The organism is Brevibacterium album DSM 18261, from assembly GCF_000426445.1.
GTDB lineage: Bacteria > Actinomycetota > Actinomycetes > Actinomycetales > Brevibacteriaceae > Brevibacterium > Brevibacterium album.
In genome coordinates, this window is sequence record NZ_AUFJ01000010.1 from 678,767 (window position 1) to 698,090 (window position 19,324).

Annotated in this window: 19 protein-coding genes and 1 pseudogene; 10 read left to right on the top strand and 10 right to left on the bottom strand. The window is 68.5% G+C overall.

The features are described 5' to 3' along the window. Window positions 1–32 precede the first annotated feature (32 nt). Window positions 33–662 (bottom strand): isochorismatase family protein, encoded by a 630-nt coding sequence (locus tag K318_RS0107215; RefSeq protein ID WP_029088993.1) that lies wholly within the window; start codon window positions 660–662, stop codon window positions 33–35. 164 nt (window positions 663–826) lie between these two features. Between K318_RS0107215 and K318_RS0107220 the strand changes: the two genes are divergently transcribed. After that, the gene (locus K318_RS0107220; RefSeq protein WP_029088994.1) at window positions 827–1,420 is read left to right on the top strand and encodes a CGNR zinc finger domain-containing protein; all 594 of its coding nucleotides are present in this window, start codon (window positions 827–829) and stop codon (window positions 1,418–1,420) included. 52 nt (window positions 1,421–1,472) lie between these two features. On the opposite strand, the gene K318_RS20105 is transcribed toward K318_RS0107220, so the two are convergent. After that, the gene (locus K318_RS20105) at window positions 1,473–1,862 is read right to left on the bottom strand and encodes an ArsR/SmtB family transcription factor (protein WP_051297646.1); all 390 of its coding nucleotides are present in this window, start codon (window positions 1,860–1,862) and stop codon (window positions 1,473–1,475) included. A gap of 91 nt (window positions 1,863–1,953) precedes the next feature. Here K318_RS20105 and arsM point away from each other — a divergent pair, with 91 nt between their 5' ends. From arsM to K318_RS0107240, 3 genes are read left to right on the top strand one after another with little or no spacing between them, the layout of a single operon-like run. After that, a complete protein-coding gene (arsM, locus tag K318_RS0107230; RefSeq protein WP_029088995.1) occupies window positions 1,954–2,781 on the top strand; it encodes an arsenite methyltransferase in 828 nt (275 codons plus the stop codon). A 36-nt stretch (window positions 2,782–2,817) separates the two neighbouring features. Next, a complete protein-coding gene (gene arsB / locus K318_RS0107235) occupies window positions 2,818–3,930 on the top strand; it encodes an ACR3 family arsenite efflux transporter (protein ID WP_245579795.1) in 1,113 nt (370 codons plus the stop codon). After that, window positions 3,927–4,331, top strand: coding sequence for an arsenate reductase ArsC (locus K318_RS0107240; RefSeq protein ID WP_029088997.1), 405 nt, complete (start codon window positions 3,927–3,929; stop codon window positions 4,329–4,331). The genes arsB and K318_RS0107240 overlap by 4 nt, the downstream gene beginning before the upstream one ends. 294 nt (window positions 4,332–4,625) lie before the next feature. Here the strand turns inward: K318_RS0107240 and K318_RS0107245 are convergent, their stop codons facing one another. The 5 genes from K318_RS0107245 to K318_RS0107265 all read right to left on the bottom strand — a co-directional run bounded on the left by K318_RS0107245 (window position 4,626) and on the right by K318_RS0107265 (window position 9,619). Next, window positions 4,626–5,309: a type 1 glutamine amidotransferase domain-containing protein gene (locus K318_RS0107245; RefSeq protein WP_029088998.1), complete on the bottom strand. Its 684-nt coding sequence runs from the start codon at window positions 5,307–5,309 to the stop codon at window positions 4,626–4,628. Between the two features lie 34 nt (window positions 5,310–5,343). Next, on the bottom strand, window positions 5,344–6,306 hold the full coding sequence (locus tag K318_RS0107250) for an alpha/beta hydrolase (RefSeq protein ID WP_029088999.1): 963 nt from the start codon (window positions 6,304–6,306) through the stop codon (window positions 5,344–5,346). A 100-nt stretch (window positions 6,307–6,406) separates the two neighbouring features. Further along, window positions 6,407–7,993 carry a succinic semialdehyde dehydrogenase gene (locus tag K318_RS0107255; RefSeq protein ID WP_029089000.1) on the bottom strand — a complete coding sequence of 529 codons (1,587 nt, stop codon included), beginning with the start codon at window positions 7,991–7,993 and terminating at the stop codon, window positions 6,407–6,409. Beyond that, complete coding sequence (locus K318_RS20110) at window positions 7,990–8,931, bottom strand: acetoacetate decarboxylase family protein (RefSeq protein WP_051297647.1); 942 nt, start codon at window positions 8,929–8,931, stop codon at window positions 7,990–7,992. Before K318_RS20110 ends, K318_RS0107255 begins: the two co-directional genes overlap by 4 nt. 100 nt (window positions 8,932–9,031) lie before the next feature. Continuing rightward, the gene (locus K318_RS0107265) at window positions 9,032–9,619 is read right to left on the bottom strand and encodes a TetR/AcrR family transcriptional regulator (protein WP_029089001.1); all 588 of its coding nucleotides are present in this window, start codon (window positions 9,617–9,619) and stop codon (window positions 9,032–9,034) included. Window positions 9,620–9,683: 64 nt separating this feature from the next. Between K318_RS0107265 and K318_RS20115 the strand changes: the two genes are divergently transcribed. Together K318_RS20115 and K318_RS0107275 are read left to right on the top strand one after the other, a co-directional pair. Then, entirely contained in the window at window positions 9,684–10,970 is a 1,287-nt protein-coding gene (locus tag K318_RS20115; RefSeq protein ID WP_051297648.1) for an NADH:flavin oxidoreductase/NADH oxidase family protein, read from the top strand. An 82-nt stretch (window positions 10,971–11,052) separates the two neighbouring features. After that, window positions 11,053–12,000 (top strand): NAD-dependent epimerase/dehydratase family protein, encoded by a 948-nt coding sequence (locus K318_RS0107275; RefSeq protein WP_035280789.1) that lies wholly within the window; start codon window positions 11,053–11,055, stop codon window positions 11,998–12,000. Between the two features lie 261 nt (window positions 12,001–12,261). Here K318_RS0107275 and K318_RS0107280 read toward each other — a convergent pair whose 3' ends face one another. Together K318_RS0107280 and K318_RS20120 are read right to left on the bottom strand one after the other, a co-directional pair. Beyond that, window positions 12,262–12,936, bottom strand: coding sequence for a response regulator transcription factor (locus tag K318_RS0107280; protein ID WP_029089003.1), 675 nt, complete (start codon window positions 12,934–12,936; stop codon window positions 12,262–12,264). Further along, a complete protein-coding gene (locus tag K318_RS20120; protein WP_156913839.1) occupies window positions 12,933–14,258 on the bottom strand; it encodes a sensor histidine kinase in 1,326 nt (441 codons plus the stop codon). The genes K318_RS0107280 and K318_RS20120 overlap by 4 nt, the downstream gene beginning before the upstream one ends. Before the next feature lie 153 nt (window positions 14,259–14,411). Between K318_RS20120 and K318_RS0107290 the strand changes: the two genes are divergently transcribed. Together K318_RS0107290 and K318_RS20125 are read left to right on the top strand one after the other, a co-directional pair. Then, window positions 14,412–15,374, top strand: coding sequence for an intradiol ring-cleavage dioxygenase (locus K318_RS0107290; protein WP_035280791.1), 963 nt, complete (start codon window positions 14,412–14,414; stop codon window positions 15,372–15,374). A gap of 68 nt (window positions 15,375–15,442) precedes the next feature. Next, a complete protein-coding gene (locus K318_RS20125) occupies window positions 15,443–16,726 on the top strand; it encodes a DUF3500 domain-containing protein (protein WP_084499817.1) in 1,284 nt (427 codons plus the stop codon). 494 nt (window positions 16,727–17,220) lie between these two features. Here the strand turns inward: K318_RS20125 and K318_RS0107305 are convergent, their stop codons facing one another. After that, window positions 17,221–18,501 (bottom strand): hypothetical protein, encoded by a 1,281-nt coding sequence (locus K318_RS0107305; protein WP_029089005.1) that lies wholly within the window; start codon window positions 18,499–18,501, stop codon window positions 17,221–17,223. 236 nt (window positions 18,502–18,737) lie between these two features. Here K318_RS0107305 and K318_RS24640 point away from each other — a divergent pair, with 236 nt between their 5' ends. Next, window positions 18,738–18,926, top strand: coding sequence for a hypothetical protein (locus K318_RS24640; RefSeq protein WP_156913841.1), 189 nt, complete (start codon window positions 18,738–18,740; stop codon window positions 18,924–18,926). A 108-nt stretch (window positions 18,927–19,034) separates the two neighbouring features. Then, a pseudogene (locus tag K318_RS0107310) lies at window positions 19,035–19,324 on the top strand (IS3 family transposase); the annotation flags it as partial.

A 19,324-nucleotide genomic window follows, 5' to 3' on the forward strand; every position in this document is an offset into this window, starting at 1 on the left:
CCCGCTCGCGGAGCGCCTCGTCCGAGGCTCCGTCAGCGGCCCTCGCGCCCCCGCGCGGCCGAAGTGACCAGATCACCCCCGGCCAGCGCCTCGCCCGCGCCCAGCGCTGCCAGCCAGGCATCGGTGTCGGCGACAGCTGCCCAGTTCGAGTGGAGGAGCGCCATGAGGGTGTCGTAGACCTGCCGGGCGGACGCGCTTCCGGCATCGTTGACGAGGTCGATCGTCCCTGTGGCATCGGAGAGGATCTCGACGGAGAAGCCGAGGGGCTCGGCGGCGGCCGCGGAGGCGAGCACGCAGTTGTTGGTCATGTATCCGACGATGGTGATCGTGTCGACGCCCTGTTCACGCAGCCACGCTTCGAGATCCGTGTCCGCGAAGACGCTGGAGAACTGCTTGCGGATGCGCTTGGACGCCCGCTCCTCGCAGGCGGCGATCTCGGGGTGGTTCTGCCAGGTCGCGGAATGTGCTGCGAAGACCGGCGCCTCCTCAGGGAGCTCGTGCTGGACGAGCACGATCGGAGTGCCGGACTGCTCGGCAGCGTCGATCGCGGCCCGGATGCGGGCGATCGACTCGTTCCGGTCGGGGTGCTGGATCGGGAGAAGGCCGTTGAAGTACTCCTGCTGGGCGTCGATGACGATCAGCGCTCGGCGTGGTGCGGTCATGGTGCTATCCGTTTCGTCGGGGCTGGCGGCGTTTCCATCGGCGTGGCGGCGGCCTTCGGGACAGCGAGCGCAGCAACGCAGCCCTCACGGAAAACTCCACCGTTTGCCGTGATTGAACACTAACAGACAGCTCACGGGAGAAGGCGATGGATACCATGAGAGGCATGAAGGAGAATGCGCATGCGATCGCGCCGGGCGCCGCGGAGCATCAGAGCCTGGCCCTGGTCAACAGCGTGAGCGCATCGGCCAGGGGCCTGCACGACGATCTGGACTCCCCTGAGGCCGCGAGGGCCTGGCTGCTCGCCCGCGATCTGATCGGCCCGGACATCGTGATCCGCGAGTACTGCCGGAAGCGGATCATCGCACTGCGTGAGGACCTGCGGGAGCTCTTCATCGCACACACCGGCGGGAGCACCCCCTCACCCGAGGCCGTGGAGGGGCTCAACCGCGCACTGACGAGCGCACCGGGCGCACTGCTGCTGCGATTCGACCCGCCCGCGGGATTCACCCGGAGCGCCGATCATCCGGTGACCCAGGCCGTCGAGCACGCCATGGCACTCCTCGCGGAGGACGCCGCCGCACTGCTCACGGGCAGGGAGGCCTCGATGCTCGCCTCGTGCGGAGCCGAGGGGTGCCTGTGGTTCTGCCTGCGCACGCACGCGCGCAGGCAGTGGTGCTCGACCCGCTGCGGAGACAGGGTGCGTGCGGCTCGCGCCTATGCCCGCAGGCGCGCACAGCGCGAGGGGCAGACGGGTTGAGCGCACCGAGGCGGCATCGCGGGGCCTCGACCGGCTGCCGGTCCGCGCGGGATCAGCACTGGCGGGGAGGCGACTGCTCCGGCACCTCGCTCGGGGCCAGCGCTCCGCTGAGCATCGACATCGCCTCGGGAACGAGTGCGTAGTATGCCCATCTCCCCCTCTGCTCGCGCGTGACCAGCCCCGCATCGACGAGCTGCCTCATGTGGTGCGACACCGTAGGCTGCGCGAGCCCGACCGGCTCGGTGAGATCGCACACGCAGGCCTCTCCATCGGACCGTGCGGCGATCATCGACAGCAGCCGCACACGGGCCGGATCGGCGAGGGCCTTGAACATCCGCGCCAGCCGCGCGGCATCCTCGACCGCGAGGACGCCCCCGGTCACCGAGGCACAGCAGCCCCCCGCCGCATCGGGGGCTGATGTGAGCGTGAGCGGAGCCGTCATGCCCCGATCCTACGCAACACATTGACATCTGTCGATGCATTGACGATCATCGATAAGTGATCCGGGAGCACGCCGATGAATGGAGCACGGGATGAGCCAGAACACCGAACTGCGCGAGCAGGTCCGCCTCCGCTACGCACAGGCCGCCGCTGCGGTCGCCGGCGGCACCCGCAACGCCGATCTGCTGGCCGAGGAGACACCGCCTTCCTACTGCTGCACCTCGCCCTCAGGAGCCGGGGCGGCGGGAGCCTCCGGGGAGAGCGCGCGCGGGGCGACGGCGGAGCGCGCCTTCGGGGCGGGCCTGTACGACGAGGCGGCGACAGCAGGGCTTCCCCTCGATGCGGTCGAAGCGAGCCTCGGCTGCGGAAACCCGACCGCGGTCGCGGAGCTGCACGAGGGCGATCGGGTGCTCGATCTCGGCTCCGGAGGGGGCATCGACGTGCTCCTCTCCGCTGAGCGGGTCGGGCCGACCGGGTTCGCCTACGGGGTGGACATGACCGAGGAGATGCTCGAGCTCGCCGAGGCGAACAGGGCCAGCGCGGGCGCAGAGAACGTGGAGTTCCTCAGGGGCGCCATCGAGGACGTGCCGCTGCCCGACGAATCGGTCGACGTGGTGATCTCGAACTGCGTCATCAACCTCTCCACCGACAAGCCCGCGGTGCTCGCCGAGATGTTCCGCGTCCTGACTCCGGGCGGGCGGATCGGGATATCCGATGTGGTCGCCGAGGATCTCCTCGGCCCCGAGCAGCGGGCGGAGCGGGGCTCCTACGTCGGCTGCATCGCCGGAGCGCTGTCACGGACCGAATACCTGGACGGGCTGGCCGCTGCGGGGTTCGCGGATGCGAGCGTGGAGTTCACCCACGAAGTCGTCGGCGGTATGCACGCCGCGATCATCCGCGCGGTGAAGCCCGTTCGCTGATCCGCATCCCTGCCGACAAGGAGGCCGAGCGCGCTGATGCCCGCATCCCAGAACACCATGAGCACACAGGCCGCACCCGCCGCCGCGACACGGCGCCTGTCGACGCTGGACCGATGGCTGCCCGCCTGGATCGGCCTGGCCATGATCGCCGGCCTCCTCCTGGGCCGCTTCGTCCCGGGCATCGCCGAGCTGCTCGCACACCTGGAGGTCGCCGGGGTCTCGGTGCCGATCGGCCTGGGCCTGCTCGTCATGATGTACCCAGTCCTCGCGAAGATCCGCTATGACAGGATCGCCGCCGTCACCGGGGACACGCGCCTGCTCGTGTCCTCCCTGGTGCTGAACTGGCTCCTCGGGCCCGCGGTCATGTTCGTCCTGGCCTGGACGTTCCTGCCCGATCTGCCCGAGTACCGGACCGGGCTCATCATCGTCGGCCTCGCACGCTGCATCGCGATGGTCGTGATCTGGAACGACCTCGCCTGCGGGGACCGAGAAGCCACCGCGGTGCTCGTGGCGATCAACTCCGTCTTCCAGGTCGCGATGTTCGCCGTCCTCGGCTGGTTCTACCTCACCGTGCTCCCGGGCTGGCTCGGACTCGACACCCAGGGCCTGGACGTGTCGGTCGGGCAGATCGCACTCAACGTGCTCGTGTTCCTCGGTGTGCCGCTGCTCGCCGGATTCGCCTCCCGCTGGATCGGGGAGAAGCGCCGGGGGCGGACGTGGTACGAGGAGGCGTTCCTCCCCCGGGTGGGTCCGTGGGCGCTCTACGGCCTCCTGTTCACGATCGTGCTCCTGTTCGCCCTCCAGGGCGAGGCGATCACCTCCAGTCCGCTCGACGTCGCCCGCATCGCCCTGCCCCTGCTCGCCTACTTCGGACTCATGTGGTTCGCGGGCCTCCTCCTCGGCAGGAGCCTCGGCCTCGGCTATCCCAGATCGACCGCCCTGGCCTTCACCGCGGCGGGCAACAACTTCGAACTCGCCATCGCCGTTGCCATCGGCACCTTCGGCGCCACCAGCGGACAGGCACTGGCAGGCGTCGTCGGGCCGCTCATCGAGGTGCCGGTGCTCGTGGGCCTCGTCTACGTCTCCCTCTGGGCCGCCCGCACCTGGTTCCACACCGACCCCCACCACACGGAAGCCGAGGAGTCATGACCGCTCGCACCACCCCGATGGTCCTGTTCGTCTGCGTTCACAATGCCGGACGCTCGCAGATGGCCGCCGCCTTCCTCGCCCATCACGGGGCAGGCCGGGTCGAGGTCCGCTCAGCCGGTTCCGAGCCGGCAGACCGGCTCAACCCTGCCGTGGTCGAGGCGATGGCCGAGGTCGGCATCGACATCACGGGCGAACAGCCCACGCTGCTGAGCAGCGATGCGGTGAGGGAGGCGGACGTGGTCATCACGATGGGCTGCGGTGATGCGTGCCCGATCTTTCCCGGCAAGCGCTATGAGGACTGGCAGCTCGACGACCCTGCGGGGCAGGGACTCGATGCAGTGCGCATCATCCGCGACGAGATCGAGGCCCGGATTCACGGGCTTATCGGCAGCCTGGTCTGATCGACGGCGCGATCAGATCCCCGAGGGTCGCTCTGCGGGAGGCGATCGGCGTGCCGTCCGTGAGTCAGTACGGTGCCGTCAGCACGATGGCGGATGGCCCGTCGATTTCCGGAGCCGCTCACCAGGGACGGCATTGGAGTGGCGCGGCTGCACGACCGTCAACGCGATTGCGACGCTGCGCGCACGGACGGCTCTGGCCGGGAACCCAGAGGTTGGTTGGTGCCCGAACTCGGCGGAATGGAGATTTCCGCGGCAACGCCGCCCATACCGGATTGCTGATTGCCGACAGTGCTTCTACAGCAGTGCCGCGACCTTCTCGGCGGTCTCCTTGGCTGATCCCGGATTCTGGCCCGTGATGAGGTGTCCGTCGGTGACGGCGTAGGAGACGAACGGGAGCTTGGCCTTCTCATAGCGCGCTCCGCGCTTCTTCATCTCGTCCTCGGCGTTGTACGGCACGAGCTTGTCGACGCGGGCGAGGACTTCCTCCTGCCATGCGAAGCCGGTGACGCGCCTGCCCGCGACGAGCAGCGAGCCGTCGGAGAGCGTGGTGTTGAGCAGGCCACAGTATCCGTGGCAGACAGAGGACACGATCTTGCCCTGCTCCCACATCTCACGAGTGATGCGCTGCAGGCCTTCGCTGTCGGGGAAGTCGTACATGACGGCGTGGCCGCCGGTGAAGTAGATCGCGTCGTAATCGGAAGCGTCGACCCGGTCGGGGCTGAGGGTGGTCTCCAGCAGCGCCATCCGCTCGGGGTCGCGGTGCCAGGCCTTGGCGACCTTGTCGTAGGTGGGGAACTTCAGGGACCGCGGCTCCAGCGGCGACCGCCCGCCCTGCGGACTGACGATCGCCTGCTCGAAGCCGCGGTCCTCGAAGGCCTTCCAGGCGTGCGCGAGCTCGGACAGCCACAGCCCCGTGGGATGGGACGGGTCGTCGTAGTGGCCGACGTTGGTGACGACGTGGAGGATCCGCTTGGCCATGGAGGTCTCTCTTCGCTGGTGGTGGTCGGGTCGGTCAGGCCTCGAGGAGGCGCTTGAGGTGGGCGACGGCCTGGGCGACGGCGGCCTTGGACTGGGGCGTGTCGTGCATCGAGTTGACCATGACGAAGTCGTGGATGATGCCGCCGTAGCGGACCTGGGTGACCTCGACGCCAGCGCGGCGGAGCTTCGCGGCGAAGGCCTCACCCTCGTCGCGCAGCACGTCGGCCTCGGCTGTGATGATCAGCGTCGGCGGGAAGAAGGCCAGCTGCTCCTCAGCGGCCCGCAGCGGGGAGGCGGTGATCTCGGCGCGCTGGGACTCGTCGGTCGTGTACTGGTCCCAGAACCACTTCATCCCGTCGCGGGCGAGGAAGTAGCCCTCGGCGAACTGCTCATAGGACCCGGTGTCGAACGCGGCATTCGTCACCGGGTAGAACAGCGCCGCGCCGCGGAAGGACACGTCGCCGCGCTCGTGGCCCATGAGGGTCAGCGCGATCGCCATGTTCCCGCCGACCGAGTCGCCGGAGATGACGACGCGCTCAGGGTCCAGGCCCTTCTCCGCGCCGTGCTGGACGATCCACTGCGCTACGGCGTAGGACTGCTCGTTCTGCGAGGGGTACTTCGCCTCGGGGGCGCGCACGTACTCGGGGAAGACGACGGCCGCGCCGGTGCCGACGGCGAGGTCGCGCACGAGGCGGTCGTGCGTGTGCGCGTCGCCGAAGACCCAGCCCGCGCCGTGCGTGTAGAGCACGACGGGCAGGGTGCCGGTCGCTCCCTTGGGGCGGACGATGCGCGTGGGGACCTCGCCGGTGGGGCCACCTTGAACGGTGATCCACTCCTCGTCGACCTCGGGCTTGAAGATCTCCTCGTCCTGGACCTCATCGACGGCCTTGCGGCCCTCCTCGGGAGGCAGCTGGAAGAGAAACGGCGGCTCGGAGGTGGCCTCGACGAAGGCCTGGGCGGCGGGTTCGAGGGCGATGCCGTGCGGGTTGGCGGTCATGGCTTCATTCCTTCCTTCGGGGTGATCCGTCCGCGGTCGCGGCCGGTCGCGTCGGCGCTCAGGACAGAATCGGAGCGTCTCGACGAGCTGGGTGGGCTGATCATCGGGAGCCGGTCGCGCGGAGGACCCGCAGCGCTCGTGTCATGCCGCGCGCCCAGGTGCCAGCAGCGGCGCTGCGCGGCAGCGTGAGGCCGCGCACGCGCTGCTCAGCGATGGTCTGCGGCTCGGTGTACTTGAGGATGCCGTGCTCGCCGTGACGGCGACCGAGGCCGGAATCGCCCCTCCCTCCCATCGGGGCGTCGATGCTGCCCCAGGCGGCCGTGAAGCCGTCGTTGATGTTGACCGTGCCCGCGTGGACGCGGGCGGCGACCTCGCGCGCGTTGCGGTGGCCCCAGACGCTGGCGTTGAGGCCGTAGGGCGTGTCGTTGGCCAGGCGGATCGCCTCGTCGACGTCGTGGTACGGGTAGATCGCTACGACAGGCCCGAAGGTCTCATGGGAGTGGACGGCCATGTCCTCGGTGACGCCGGTGAGGACAGTGGGCTCGTGGAACAGCGGCCCGACGTCCGGGCGCGCCCGTCCGCCTGCGTGCACCGTCGCGCCCTTGGCGACGGCGTCCTGGACATGCGCGGTAACGGTGCCCAGCTGCTTGCGGTTCGTGAGGCTGCCGACGTCGACACTGTAGTCGAAGGCGGTGCCGAGCACGAGGTCCCGGGTCTTCGCGGCGAAACGGGACACGAACTCGTCGAAGCGGGCCTCGGGCACGTAGATCCGCTCGGTTGACACGCACAGCTGGCCGGCTGAGGCGAAGCTGGCGGCGATCGCGCCGTCGACGGTCTTGTCCATGTCAGCGTCCTCGAGCACGATCATCGGGTTCTTCCCGCCCAGCTCCAGCGATGCGCCGATGAGGCGCTCACCGGCCTGCGCGGCGATCTTCCGTCCCGAAGCCGTCGAACCGGTGAACATCACGTAGTCCGCCTCGCCGAGCAGGGTGTCGCCGATCTGCCGCCCTGAGCCGACGACCATCTGCCATGCATCGGCCGGAAGTCCGGCCTCGCGCATGAGCCGCAGCGCCCACAGGGCTGACAGCGCGGTCTGGGTGTCGGGCTTCTGCACGACGGCGTTGCCGGCCAGCAGCGCAGGGATCGCATCGCCGGCGGCCATGCTCAGCGGGTAGTTCCAGGGCGAGATGACGGCGACGACACCCTTGGGGTGGTGCAGCTCGGTGGTGCGGGTCAGCACCGGGATCGCACCGCGCCTGCGCCGGGGCCGCAGCTGTCGGGCGGCGCTGCGCGCGTAGTAGCGGGCGGTGATGGCGATATCGGCGACCTCGAGGAATGCGTCCCGGCGGCTCTTGCCGTTCTCGGCCTGCATGAGATCGAGGACCTCGTCCTGCCGCTCCAGCACGAGGTCGTGGAAGCGCAGGAGGATCCGCGCCCGCTCGGCGATCGGCGTCGCAGCCCAAGAGCGCTGGGCGGCGCGCGCATCGGCGAACGCCGTGCTGACGGCCTCAGGAGTCGCAACCGGCAGCGCCGCCAGTGATGCGCCGCTGTACGGGGCTCTCGCCGAGGTTGTCTCGGCATCGGGGCCGCGGGTCGCCAGCCGCGTCAGGGATGTGAGGAACGCAGGCGAGAGCCGCGGCGGCAGGCCGGTGCGCTCCGGGCGCGGAGTGTCGATCAGGGTGGTCATGAGCGAGCCTCCCGGCCGGTCGCGTCGAGGGGGCCGGCACTGATCGGCACTGGCATGTGCAGGGCCATCTGCGCGCTCGTGGTCACGTCCAAGGCCAGGATACGCTTCGGTGCGACCGAGCGGATGTCCTCGGACAGGCGTCCCTGGCCGAGGCGGAGACGGGCCCCTCGGGGAGGGAGCGCCCTCCCCGAGGCCAGGGCATGGGTCTGGTTCAGCGTCGAGTGCCAGTTCCCGTCGATCTGCGTGTACGACGTCAGGAAGGACACGCGCTCCAGCGGCCGGCGCTGCGTCTGGGGCGGCGTCGGGGCACTCAGCTCCAGGTCGATGCCGCCAGTGTCATTGGCGACTCGGGACGAGACGCGCGCGGCGGTGATGCCGACATCGATCGGGGTCACCCACTTCGGGAAGCCGTACCCGTCGCGGCCGCGGACCTGTGCGATCTGCGTGTTCACCGGCAGCGACAACACATAGGAGTGCAGGCGGTCGTTCTTCAGCGCGGCCGCGAGATCGACCGCGCCGAGCCCGCCGTGGCGGATCGGCTTCACGGCGATCCCGGTGGCTGCCTCGGTGTAGAAGTCGATGTCGGCGACGTCGTAGCGGAAGACCATGATCGAGAAGATCCCCAGCCCGGGTCCGACTTCCAGCGGCGACAGCGCCCGAGGCAGCCGGTCGCGCAGCCGTCGTGTCGGAGCGAGCATGACCAGGCGCGCCGTGGACGCGGCGTAATAGAAGTTCGGTGTCCAGGTCGGCCCGATCGGCGAGTCGACCCGTGTCTTCGGCAGCGAGCGGAAGAAGTCCATTCCCGGCACCCGGGGATCCTGCGCGACAGCGTCGAGATCGGTGTCCATCCGGTAGCGGTCGTAGAGGCCGCCGGCAGGCACGTCGACGGTCTTCTGGCCGAGCTCCACGGCCACGGTCTCCTGCTGTGTCAATGTCACTGCGGTCCCCTCCACCTCGATGTATGCGGTGCTTACATGAGGCTACGGACACATGTGAGCACTGTCAACACCTCCGGCACTGAATTCTTCACGGATCCGTTCACGCCCGATCCAAAGCGAGGATCGCCGCGACAGATGCGCGGATCCGTGCGGCGACCTCCTCGGCCGGCTCAGGACGGTACTTGCCATCGAGATGGAGGAAGGCGAGCCCGTGGGCGAGGCTCCACAGGGCTGTGGCGAGCTCCGGAGAGGCCTGGCCCGGGAACAGGCGGTCGAGCACATCGTTCAGCAGGGCATGCAGAGCCTGCGAGGCCTGAACACGGTCACTGTCGGCCTCGTCGCACTCATTGCCGAACATCAGCCGGAACACCGCCGGTCGGCGCAGCGCGAAGTCCACGTAGGCCACCCCGAGCTCGGAGAGGAGGTCGACCGGAGACATCTGCTCCTGCGCGTCGGCCAGGACCTCGGCGATCGCCTCACGCAGGTCATGGAAGCCCTCGATCGCGACGGCCGAGTCCAGGGCGTCGCGGTCGGCGAAGTGGCGGTACGGGGCGGTCTGCGAGACGCCGGCACGTCGGGCCACCGCGCGCATCGAGTAGGCCTCCCCTGCCTCGAGCATCTCGATCGCCGCGGCCACCAGCGCGGCACGCAGGTCCCCGTGGTGGTAGGAGTTCGTCGATGTTGACACTGCTCACTCCTTCTTCTATCGTGATGTAAGCACTGCAAACATACCGCATCCCTCGGAGGAAGTCATGGCCACCACGCTGTTCTCGCCCCTGGAGCTCCCCGGCGGGGCCGTCCTGCCGAACCGGCTCGCCAAGGCCGCGATGGAGGAGAGCATGGCCCAGGCCGCCCAGTTGCCCAGCCGCGAGCTGCGCGAGCTGTACCGGACCTGGAGCGCCGGCGGCGCGGGCCTGCTGATCACCGGCAACGTGATGGTCCACGACGCCGCCGTGACCGGGCCGGCCGCCGTCGTCCTCGACGAGCACTCCCCGCTGGAGCCGTTCCGTCTGTGGGCCGATGCCGCGCACAGCGGCGGGGCGAAGGTATGGATGCAGATCAGTCACCCCGGACGCCAGGTCACCGCCGACCTGCCGGGTGTGGCCTGGGCCCCGTCGGCCATCGGCGTGGAGCTCGGCCGCACCTCGCGGCTGTTCGCACGGCCCGTGGCGATGACCGGCCAGCAGATCGCCGAGACCATCGACCGGTTCGTCACGACCGCGCGCCGCGCGGAGGACGCCGGATTCGACGGCGTGGAGATCCACGCCGCCCACGGCTACCTCCTGTCCCAGTTCCTCTCTCCGCTGTCGAACAAGCGCACCGACGCATGGGGCGGCGACCTCGAGAGCAGAGCCCGTCTCCTGACGACCATCACCAGCCGGATCCGGGCCGCCGTCCGTCCCGACTTCGCGGTCGCCGTGAAACTCAACTCCGCCGACTTCCAGCGCGGCGGCTTCGAGGCCGACGATGCCCGCGCGGTCATCGACATGCTCGCCCCGCTGGGCGTGGACCTCGTCGAGCTGTCCGGAGGCAGCTATGAGAGCCCTGCGATGACCGGCCGCCCGGCCGATGCACGCACTCAGGCACGCGAGGCCTACTTCCTTGAGCTCGCCCAAGACCTGGCCGCCACCAGCCGTGTCCCGCTCATGCTCACTGGCGGCATCCGCCGCCGTCCCGTCGCCGAGGAGGTTCTCGCCGGGGGCATCGACGTCATCGGCATGGGTACTGCCCTCGCCCTCGACCCCGAGCTGCCGCGCACGTGGCGCACCGATGCCGAAGCGACGGTGACCCCCGCGCCGATCAGGATCCCCGACAAGGCCATCGCCTCGGCGGCGGGCATGGCCCGGGTCCGCGCGCAGCTGCGCCGTATCGCCAGCGGTCGCGCTCCCCGACCGTCCACGAGTCCTCGGTTTGCGCTCGCGAGAGAAGGACTGCGCCTGGTGCGAGATCGACGGCGCTACGCGTCCTGGCTGCGCAGCCGGCAGCAGTCGGTTCCCGTGGTCCGCGAGGGCGCTCAGACGATTGAGCTGCTGCGGTGACGCCGCCACCTGACGAAGGACACGATGACCTCCCCGCCCTGGGGCACCGAAGCGAGATCACGACGAAAGAGAGACCATCACCATGACGCAGACCATCCTGGGAGCAGGCGGCCAGATCGCCGTCGAGCTCGCCCGCGAACTCGGCCGCACGAGAACCGGCGAGCTGCGGCTCGTCAGCCGCAATCCGCGCGCCGTCAACGACACCGATACGTTGGCCCGCGCCGACCTGACCGACGCCGAGCAGACCCGGGCAGCGATCGCCGGCAGCGACAGCGTTTACTTCACCGCCGGCCTGCCGCCGAAGACCGAGCTGTGGGAGGCGCAGTTCCCCGCCATGCTGGGCAATGCCCTCGACGCGGCCCGGGCCGCGGGATCGAGGTTCGCGTACTTCGACAACACCTACATGTACCCCCAGGACGACCGCGTCCAGACCGAGGGCACCGCCTTCGCGCCCTTCGGACGCAAGGGGCGGGTCCGTGCCGAGATGGCAAACATGGTCCTCGCGGAGATGGAACGCGGGGACATCCCGGTCCTCATCGCCCGGGCCCCGGAGTTCTACGGCCCTGGCCGCACCCAGGGCTTCACTAACTCGCTCGTCATCGACCGGATGAAGGCAGGCAAGCGGCCCCTCGTCCCCGTGCGGGCCGACCGGCGGCGCAGTCTCATCTGGACCCCCGACGCCAGCCGAGGACTCGCAGCCCTCGGCAATGCGCCCGATGCCTACGGCCAGACCTGGCACCTGCCCGTCGACGACAGTCTCCCCACCTACAGGCAGTTCGTCGACATGGCAGCCGCCGAGTTCGGCACGGACGGGAAGTACACCGTGCTCCCCGAGTGGGCGCTCAGCGCCGCTGGCATTGTCTCGCCGGAGGCGCGCGAGATCCGCGAGCTCCTCCCCCGCTACGCGAGCGACAACGTCTTCGACGCGACGAAGTTCCGGGCGCGGTTCCCGGACTTCCGCGTGACGACGTACCGCGAGGGGCTCGGCATCATCCGGAACGAGACGGAGCGCTCGGCCCGCGACGACTAGGCCACCGTCCGCGGGCTCCGCACCCGTCGGCGTCGTCGGCGCAAGCGCGGATCGCGTGGCGGGACGTAGTCAGGGCTGCTGCGCTGCGACGTCCGTGACCGTGCCGCCGTGGACGACGTGCCGCAGCCTGAGCTGCGGATCAGTGAGGACCGCGATGTGCTGTGCGGGGTCGCCGGCGGTCAGTCAGAGAGGATCAGAGACCTCGAGCTCGCGGCGCTTGTTCGCACCGGGGTTCGTGCCGACACCCTCGAAGTCCGGGCACTATTCTCCCGGTGCGAGCAGGCCGCCTTCGTAGGCCAGGATCACCAGTTGCGCGCGATCGTGGGAATGGACTTTGGTCATGATGCGGTTCACGTGAGTCTTGGCGGTGTGCGGCGAGATGAACAGCTTCTCGGCGATCTCGCCGTTGGACAGTCCTCGTGCCACGAGCAGCAGCACCTCGGCCTCGCGGTCGGTGAGCTTCGCCAGTGTCGCCGCCGCCTGAGAATTGACGGATGCCGTCTGTGCGTCGGCGAGCACGTAACGGCGGATGAGCGCGCGTGTCGCCGCCGGCGAGAGGAGCGATTCTCCGGCGTGCACGGAGAGAATGGCGCGGGCGATCTCCTCGGGCTCCGCTCCTTTTCCGATGAAGCCGCTGGCACCTGCCCGGAGCGCCGCGACGACGTACTCGTCCTCTTCGAAGGTGGTGAGGATCAGGACCTTCGTCTCGGACAGGTCGGGGTCGGAACAGATGCGCGCGGTCGCCTCGATGCCGTCGAGAACCGGCATGCGGATGTCCATGAGGACGACGTCCGGGTGCAGCTGCTCGGCGAGCGAGACGGCCTCGGAACCGTTCTCGGCCTGACCGGCGACCGTGATGTCGGGATGGGAATCGAGGATGCCTGCGACGGCCTGTCGGATCAACGTCTGATCGTCGGCCACGAGCACGGATGTCACGCCGATCCCCCTTCCCTTGGCAGGGGCAATTCTACGTCCAGTCGGTGGCGTCCTGCCGGTCGGCTCGTCGAAACCGTCCCGTGGGCTGCGGCTACGCGTTCGCGCAGGCCGATAAGGCCGAGGCCCGTGCCCGCACCGGCGGCGTCGCCTTGGGCCCGTTCCGAGTCCTCGGCCACCGGGTTGTCGATCTCGATACGCAGCCGTGCCGGCCCCGCGGTGACGCACAGTCGCGCCTCGTGCCCGTCGCCGTGTTTGCGCGCGTTCGTCAGGCCCTCCTGGACCACGCGGTACACGACGTGTCCGGTCGTTCCGGTGATCCGCGAGAGGTCTCCCTGGATCTCGGTCTCGATCTCCAGGCCGGACGCGCGCATCCGGTCGAGCAGGCCGTCGATGCCCTCGATCCCCTGGCGCTCGGGCGCGGGGTCCGCGCTCTCGTCGTCGCGCAGGAACCGAAGCAGGTCGCCGATCTCGCTCAGTGCGCCCCGGGCCGCCTCGCGAATCGTGGCCAATGCCTCTCGGGCGCGCTCGGGCTGCTGTGCAAGATAGCCCGACGCCGCTCCGGCCTGCAGGTTGATCACAGAGATCTGGTGGGCCACCGTGTCGTGCAAGTCCCGGGCGATCCGCAGGCGCTCCTCCGAGACGCGCCGACGGGCCTCGGCGTCGCGAGTCTGCTCAGCCCGCTCGGCGCGGACCTCGGCCTGCCGGAGATACTCCTGCCGAGAGCGGGCGCTGTCGCCGAGTGCCGCGGCGATGGCCAGCGCCGCTCCGACCTGGAACACCCGAGAATCCGTCGACTCCCAACCCGTCGTCGCGAAGGACAGAACGACGACCAGAGCCGTGGCGGCGGCCGTCACCGCCAGCACGACGCTTCGCCGGGCACGGAAAGCGAAGGCATAGGTCGCTATGGCCGCCGCGATTCCCGGTCCCAGCGAGGGCAGGCCAAACAGGACAGCGAGGACGAATCCGGTGAAGGCCACGGCGAGCACCGGGATCGGCCACCGACGACGAACGAACATGAGCGCTGCCGGCACGACGAGCAGCGCCAGCGTCGCCAGCGGAGAGTCGAGCGCAGTGTCGGATGGCCCGCCCGGCCCCGAGCCGTCGGGGCCGAAGTCCGGCGGGCCGTCGACGGGTCCGAGGAACTCCGGGCCCGGGAGGAGCCCGCCGCCCAGCAGCCCGCCGCCGAGCACGACGACCGCCGCGGCGATCAGGTCGCCCAGGTGGCCCATCCACCATGACCGGCTACGCGGCGCTGCTGTGCGCGCCGGTTCTCTCTCAACGGTGCCGTCCCCCGAGCGGGCCGACGCGGGTGCTTCGCTCATGCGTTCCATTTTGACGGTGATCGGCGGTATTCCGCGTCACCCCACCGCGGCATCGCCCGTTACTGCGAATGCGGTACACGGTGTCTGCGCCAGGGCGACGCGCCGGGACCCGCCCTGGCGAGAAGGTTGATGCATCGACGAAAGGAGACGATCATGACGACCCGGATCCCGGAGCCCACGCCCACCGCACAGGGGCCCGCATACGAGGGCCGGTTGCTCGATCGGCCCGACGAGGAGATCGTCGACCAGGGCGCGAGCTTCGACCTGCGCACGCTGATGAGCCGCCGAGTGCTCCTCGGGACAGGCTTTGTCGGCATCGGCTCGATTGCGCTGGCTGCCTGCGCTGGCGGAACGAGCTCGTCCTCACCGGCGTCCAGTGCGAGCGCCTCGGGCGCGGAGATCCCCGACGAGACGGCCGGGCCCTATCCGGCGGACGGTTCGAACGGCCCCGACGTCCTGATCCAGTCGGAGATCGTGCGCAGCGACATCCGGTCAAGCCTCAGGGCTGACGATCCGGTCGACGGAGTGCCTCTCGAATTCACCTTCACCGTCATCGACATGGCAGGCGGCAACGTCCCCTTCGCCGGCGCAGCGGTGTACGCCTGGCACTGCGACGCCCAAGGCCGGTACTCGATGTACTCCGAGGGAGTCGAGAACGAGACTTGGCTGCGCGGCGTGCAGGTCGCAGACACCGACGGAACCGTGACGTTCACCTCGATCATCCCCGGCTGCTACACGGGACGCTGGACCCACATCCATTTCGAGGTCTACCCCGACGTGGAATCCATCACCGATTCGACGAACGCGATCACAACGTCGCAGATGGCGCTGCCGGAGAACGTCCTCACCGGCGTCTACGACCTCCCCGCCTACGACGGCTCGGCCCGGAATCTGTCCCAGATCACGCTCGCATCGGACAACGTCTTCGGGGAGGACAGTGCAGAGCACCAGATGGCGACCATGACCGGCGACATCGATACCGGATACAACGCCACGCTGGACGTCCGCATCGACACCACCACCGAGCCGACCGGCGGTGGAGCCCCACCCGCGGGCGGCGGAGGACCCGGCGGCGAGCCCCCGACCGGTCAGGCACCGGCGGGACTGGGCTCCTGAGCCTCAGACGCCCCTCAGACCATCGACGAACACATTCACCATCAACATCTGACACCAGGGAGAACACCATGCAACTGACCACGTCCGACACCGCAACCGCCCCCGTCCGCCGGCTCCTGCGCCGCGGCGCTATCCAGGCGGCTTCCGTCCTCATGATCGGCGGACTCGTCCTCACCGGCTGCTCCGTGAGCTCCACGGACGCCTCCGCCACCGAGACGACCAGCCAGTCCGCGACCACATCAACGACGGACTCCACGAGCAGCGACAGCGGGACGTCGACCAGCGACGCAACGACCGCGGCATCGACGATCTCCGACACAACGACCGCAGCCGAGGCGTTCATCGCCACGCTGTCCGACGAGCAGATCGAGACCCTGACCTACGACTACGACGACGAGACGAAGTCGACCTCGTGGTCGAACTTCCCCGTGACCTTCGTCGAGCGCGCCGGGCTGAACCTCGCCGACCTGACAGACGAGCAGAAGGCCGCCGCCCTTGAGGTACTCCAAGGGCTGCTCAGCGAGGAGGCGTACGCGACGGTCGAGGGCATCATGGAGGGCGACGAGTACCTGCTCGAGAACAGCAACACCACCGAGGACTCGCTCGGCCAGTACTACATCGCCTTCTTCGGCGGCCCCTCCGACACCAACGCCTGGTCGATCCAGTTCGGCGGCCACCACCTCGGAATCAACGCCGACCTGAACGGTGCCGAGAACACCATCACCTTCGCCCCGACGCACCTTGGCGTCCAGCCGGCCGTCTACACGAACGAAGACGGTGACGAGGTGCAGCCGTTCGACGGAATCTACACCGACGCATTCGCATTCTTCGACAGCCTCACCGAAGATCAGCAGGCCACACTCACGTCCGGTGACGTCAGCATGTGCGCGCCCGGCGACACCTGTGACTTCTCCACCGGCTCCGGACTGACCGGTGCCGAACTCACCGACGAGCAGAAGGAGCTCCTCCTGAAACTGATCGCAAACTGGGCCGGGATGGCCGACGAGGAGACGAACGCCACCGAGCTGGCCGGGATCGAGGCCACTCTCGACGACACCGTCATCGCCTGGTCTGGCGAGACCACATACGACATGTCCAGCGGCGACGGCATCAACTTCTCCATCTCCGGACCGAATGTCTACATCGCCTTCCAGGCCCAGCAGGGCTCGGCCGGAGCCGACGTCGACGGAGTCACCACCTCCGGCTGGGGCCACGTCCACACCGTCTACCGCGACCCGAGCAACGACTACGCCGGTAGCGTCACCCAACAGGAAGGCTCCGGCATGGCAGGAGGCCCGGGCGAAGGAGGAGCGCCCGGCGACCTCGGAGGCACCCCGCCCGGAGAGCAGTGAAAACGAAGAGATCAACTCCGCTCCACGTGAGGCCCGTTCGCTCGACGTCACCGCCGACAACGCGGTAGCCGAGCGAACGGGGCTCACGTGGAGTCATGCACGATCACGCTCGCGCTCCGTCTGCGGGTGACGGTCGAGTTCCTACTCGGCGGTCTCCACCGATACGAACGTCAGCTGGGTGCCGAGGTAGCTCGTCAGCCAGCGGACGTGCGCGCGGAGGCGGAGCCCGCCGAGGTGAAGCGCCGTCAAAGGCTGGGTGCGAACACTCCGATCGTATCGAGCCAGCCGCAGCCGGTTTCCGCCACCGGCACAACCGGGCCGTCGGGCGGCGGTTCAGTGGCTCTCACCGGGATCGCCCACCTCCACAGGCGTCGAGGGAGGTTCTTCTCGAGCCGGGACCACTGCCGCCCCAGGATGTTGTCCGCACCATGTGACCTCGATCCCCGAAACCGGCAGTCGCTCTCGTGGATGGGCGGGGTGGATAGGGCAGAGGCTCAGCGATCCCGAGAGTTCTGCCATTCGCCGAGCGAGTACTCCGGGAGCCCGCAATTGATGGGCGCCGACTGCGACCCGAGCTCCTCGTTGATCCTCATGCGAAGGGCGTCGGCCTCAGGATATGTGCACAGATGATCCACCATCGCGCGGAAGTCCGCATCGGAATAGTCCTCGACCAGGATGCCGATATCGAGAAGCTGTTCGCCGTCATACGAGCTCTCCCTGGTCACGTTGACAGCGCTCACGTTCGCGCCGACAGAATTCTCTTCGGCCCACGCGAGCCATGTCTCCAGTGGGCTGCGATCCATGCCGCACTTGAACTCAACCGTGCGCTCGTACCTGCCCTCCTCGGCGGAAGCGTAGTTCACGGTGCTCACCGAAACCGCCGCCTCTGGTGTTGAGTAGCTGCACTGGAGGTCGAGAAGCTCAAGAGTTTCGGTGGCAGGAATCTCGTTCTCGGTTCCGACGAGGCTGACGGAAGGACGCAGAATCACGTCATCGAGGTCCTCCGCGTAGCCGGACACTCGCAGCGGCGAGGTCACGACGTCGTGCTCGATCTCCTGCAGGCTCGGATACCGCGACTTCGTCAGTTGAGGTTCGATGGTCGCAATGTAGGAATGTTCGGCCGATTGCTCGGCAGCTGCACGGCGAGCGTCCTGCCAAGCCGCACCGCCCCACCAGATGAGGCCCACCACGACGGTGAGCACGAGCCCGAGCACGAGTGCCGCGAGGAAGATGTGGCGCATCCACCATGGCGCGAGCTGGCGTTCCTCATCACTGTTCCGCGGCCTTCGAGGCGCGACCTGGAGGGCGCGTGCCAGATCCTCCAAGCCGCTCACGGGCCATTGCGTCTGAGGCAGCGCCACGAATCGGCGGCCGCTCCTGTCCGTGATGAACCAGTAGAACGCGGGCGCCGCCTCGCGGCCCGTGCCCCAGTCCCTCTCACCTTCGATGATCTCGCCAACAGCGTCACGAAGCATCGACTGCTTCCTGCCGAACCGCCTCACGATGAGTTCGCTGCTCGTCACGGTCACACTCGAGCGCCCGTAGAGCCACAGGTAGAGCATGGCAACTGCGAGTGCGCCACCGACGATCCAACCGACACGTTCGAAGACCTCGGCCCAGCTGTGACCATTCCAGCGAGCGCGGAAGCCCCAGATGGCGACAGCAGCAAGCAGAATGGGCCCGTTCTTGAGGAGGTTCCGCAGGCCGAGGCGGATCCCAGCGGAACCGGCTCTGAGCGTGAACGTGTCTTGCTGGGTCTCTGCGCGCTGATCCATGATCTCCTTGAAAAGGTCGCGAGGCTTCCGGAACACCGGATGCGTACTCGCCCGTGGTGGCAGACCGGCAACAACGTGCATCGTTCGAGTCGAACGCGCCGTGCCGAGCTCGGCTCAGAGTGTCACAAGAGTCAGCATGCTGCACGTTCAAGCGGCCTTGGGGAACGTAGGGGCTGATGCAATAGGGGGTGACAACTGATCTGGCTCGCCAGTGGCGGGCCTGGAAGGATAGTCACATGCCCAAGCCCTACCCCAAAGAGTTCCGCGATGACGTGATCAACGTCGCTCGCAACCGGGACTCCCACACCACACTGGCCCAGGTCGCGAAGGACTTCGGCCTGCACGACCATCCGCAAATGGCTGCGCCAAGCCGATCTCGATGCCGGCAATCCCACCGACCGGACCCCGGGACCGAGCACGGATGAGAAGACCGAGCTGCGTGAACTCCGCCGCCGCAACCGCGTCCTGGAACAGGAACTGGAAGTGATGCGCCGGGCCGCTGCCTACTTCGGACAGGCTCAGATCCAGTCAAAATGACGTACCCGCTCGTGGCCGATCTCGCCGCCGCGGGTATCCCCGTGACGGTCACGTGCAGGGTTCTCAAGATCGCTCGCCAGCCCTACTACAGGTGGCTGGCCCACCCCATCACTGATTCCGAGGTGCAAGAGGCGTATCGGATCAACGCGCTTATCGACGCGCATGCCGAGGATCCGGAATTCGGGTACCGCTATCTGGCCGATGAGGCCGCTGAGGCGGGCTTCCCGATGGCTGTCAGAACGGCGTGGCGGTTGTGCCAGGCCCAGGGTGTGGGTTCCTCGATCAG

What these genes read in the sequence shown, in the direction of transcription:
- K318_RS0107215 (WP_029088993.1), bottom strand. Translation starts at nt 662, where the DNA reads ATGACCGCACCACGCCGAGCGCTGATCGTCATCGACGCCCAGCAGGAG.
- K318_RS0107220 (WP_029088994.1), top strand. Translation starts at nt 827, where the DNA reads ATGAAGGAGAATGCGCATGCGATCGCGCCGGGCGCCGCGGAGCATCAG.
- K318_RS20105 (WP_051297646.1), bottom strand. Translation starts at nt 1,862, where the DNA reads ATGACGGCTCCGCTCACGCTCACATCAGCCCCCGATGCGGCGGGGGGC.
- arsM (WP_029088995.1), top strand. Translation starts at nt 1,954, where the DNA reads ATGAGCCAGAACACCGAACTGCGCGAGCAGGTCCGCCTCCGCTACGCA.
- arsB (WP_245579795.1), top strand. Translation starts at nt 2,818, where the DNA reads ATGCCCGCATCCCAGAACACCATGAGCACACAGGCCGCACCCGCCGCC.
- K318_RS0107240 (WP_029088997.1), top strand. Translation starts at nt 3,927, where the DNA reads ATGACCGCTCGCACCACCCCGATGGTCCTGTTCGTCTGCGTTCACAAT.
- K318_RS0107245 (WP_029088998.1), bottom strand. Translation starts at nt 5,309, where the DNA reads ATGGCCAAGCGGATCCTCCACGTCGTCACCAACGTCGGCCACTACGAC.
- K318_RS0107250 (WP_029088999.1), bottom strand. Translation starts at nt 6,306, where the DNA reads ATGACCGCCAACCCGCACGGCATCGCCCTCGAACCCGCCGCCCAGGCC.
- K318_RS0107255 (WP_029089000.1), bottom strand. Translation starts at nt 7,993, where the DNA reads ATGACCACCCTGATCGACACTCCGCGCCCGGAGCGCACCGGCCTGCCG.
- K318_RS20115 (WP_051297648.1), top strand. Translation starts at nt 9,684, where the DNA reads ATGGCCACCACGCTGTTCTCGCCCCTGGAGCTCCCCGGCGGGGCCGTC.
- K318_RS0107275 (WP_035280789.1), top strand. Translation starts at nt 11,053, where the DNA reads ATGACGCAGACCATCCTGGGAGCAGGCGGCCAGATCGCCGTCGAGCTC.
- K318_RS20120 (WP_156913839.1), bottom strand. Translation starts at nt 14,258, where the DNA reads ATGAGCGAAGCACCCGCGTCGGCCCGCTCGGGGGACGGCACCGTTGAG.
- K318_RS0107290 (WP_035280791.1), top strand. Translation starts at nt 14,412, where the DNA reads ATGACGACCCGGATCCCGGAGCCCACGCCCACCGCACAGGGGCCCGCA.
- K318_RS20125 (WP_084499817.1), top strand. Translation starts at nt 15,443, where the DNA reads ATGCAACTGACCACGTCCGACACCGCAACCGCCCCCGTCCGCCGGCTC.
- K318_RS0107305 (WP_029089005.1), bottom strand. Translation starts at nt 18,501, where the DNA reads ATGGATCAGCGCGCAGAGACCCAGCAAGACACGTTCACGCTCAGAGCC.
- K318_RS24640 (WP_156913841.1), top strand. Translation starts at nt 18,738, where the DNA reads ATGCCCAAGCCCTACCCCAAAGAGTTCCGCGATGACGTGATCAACGTC.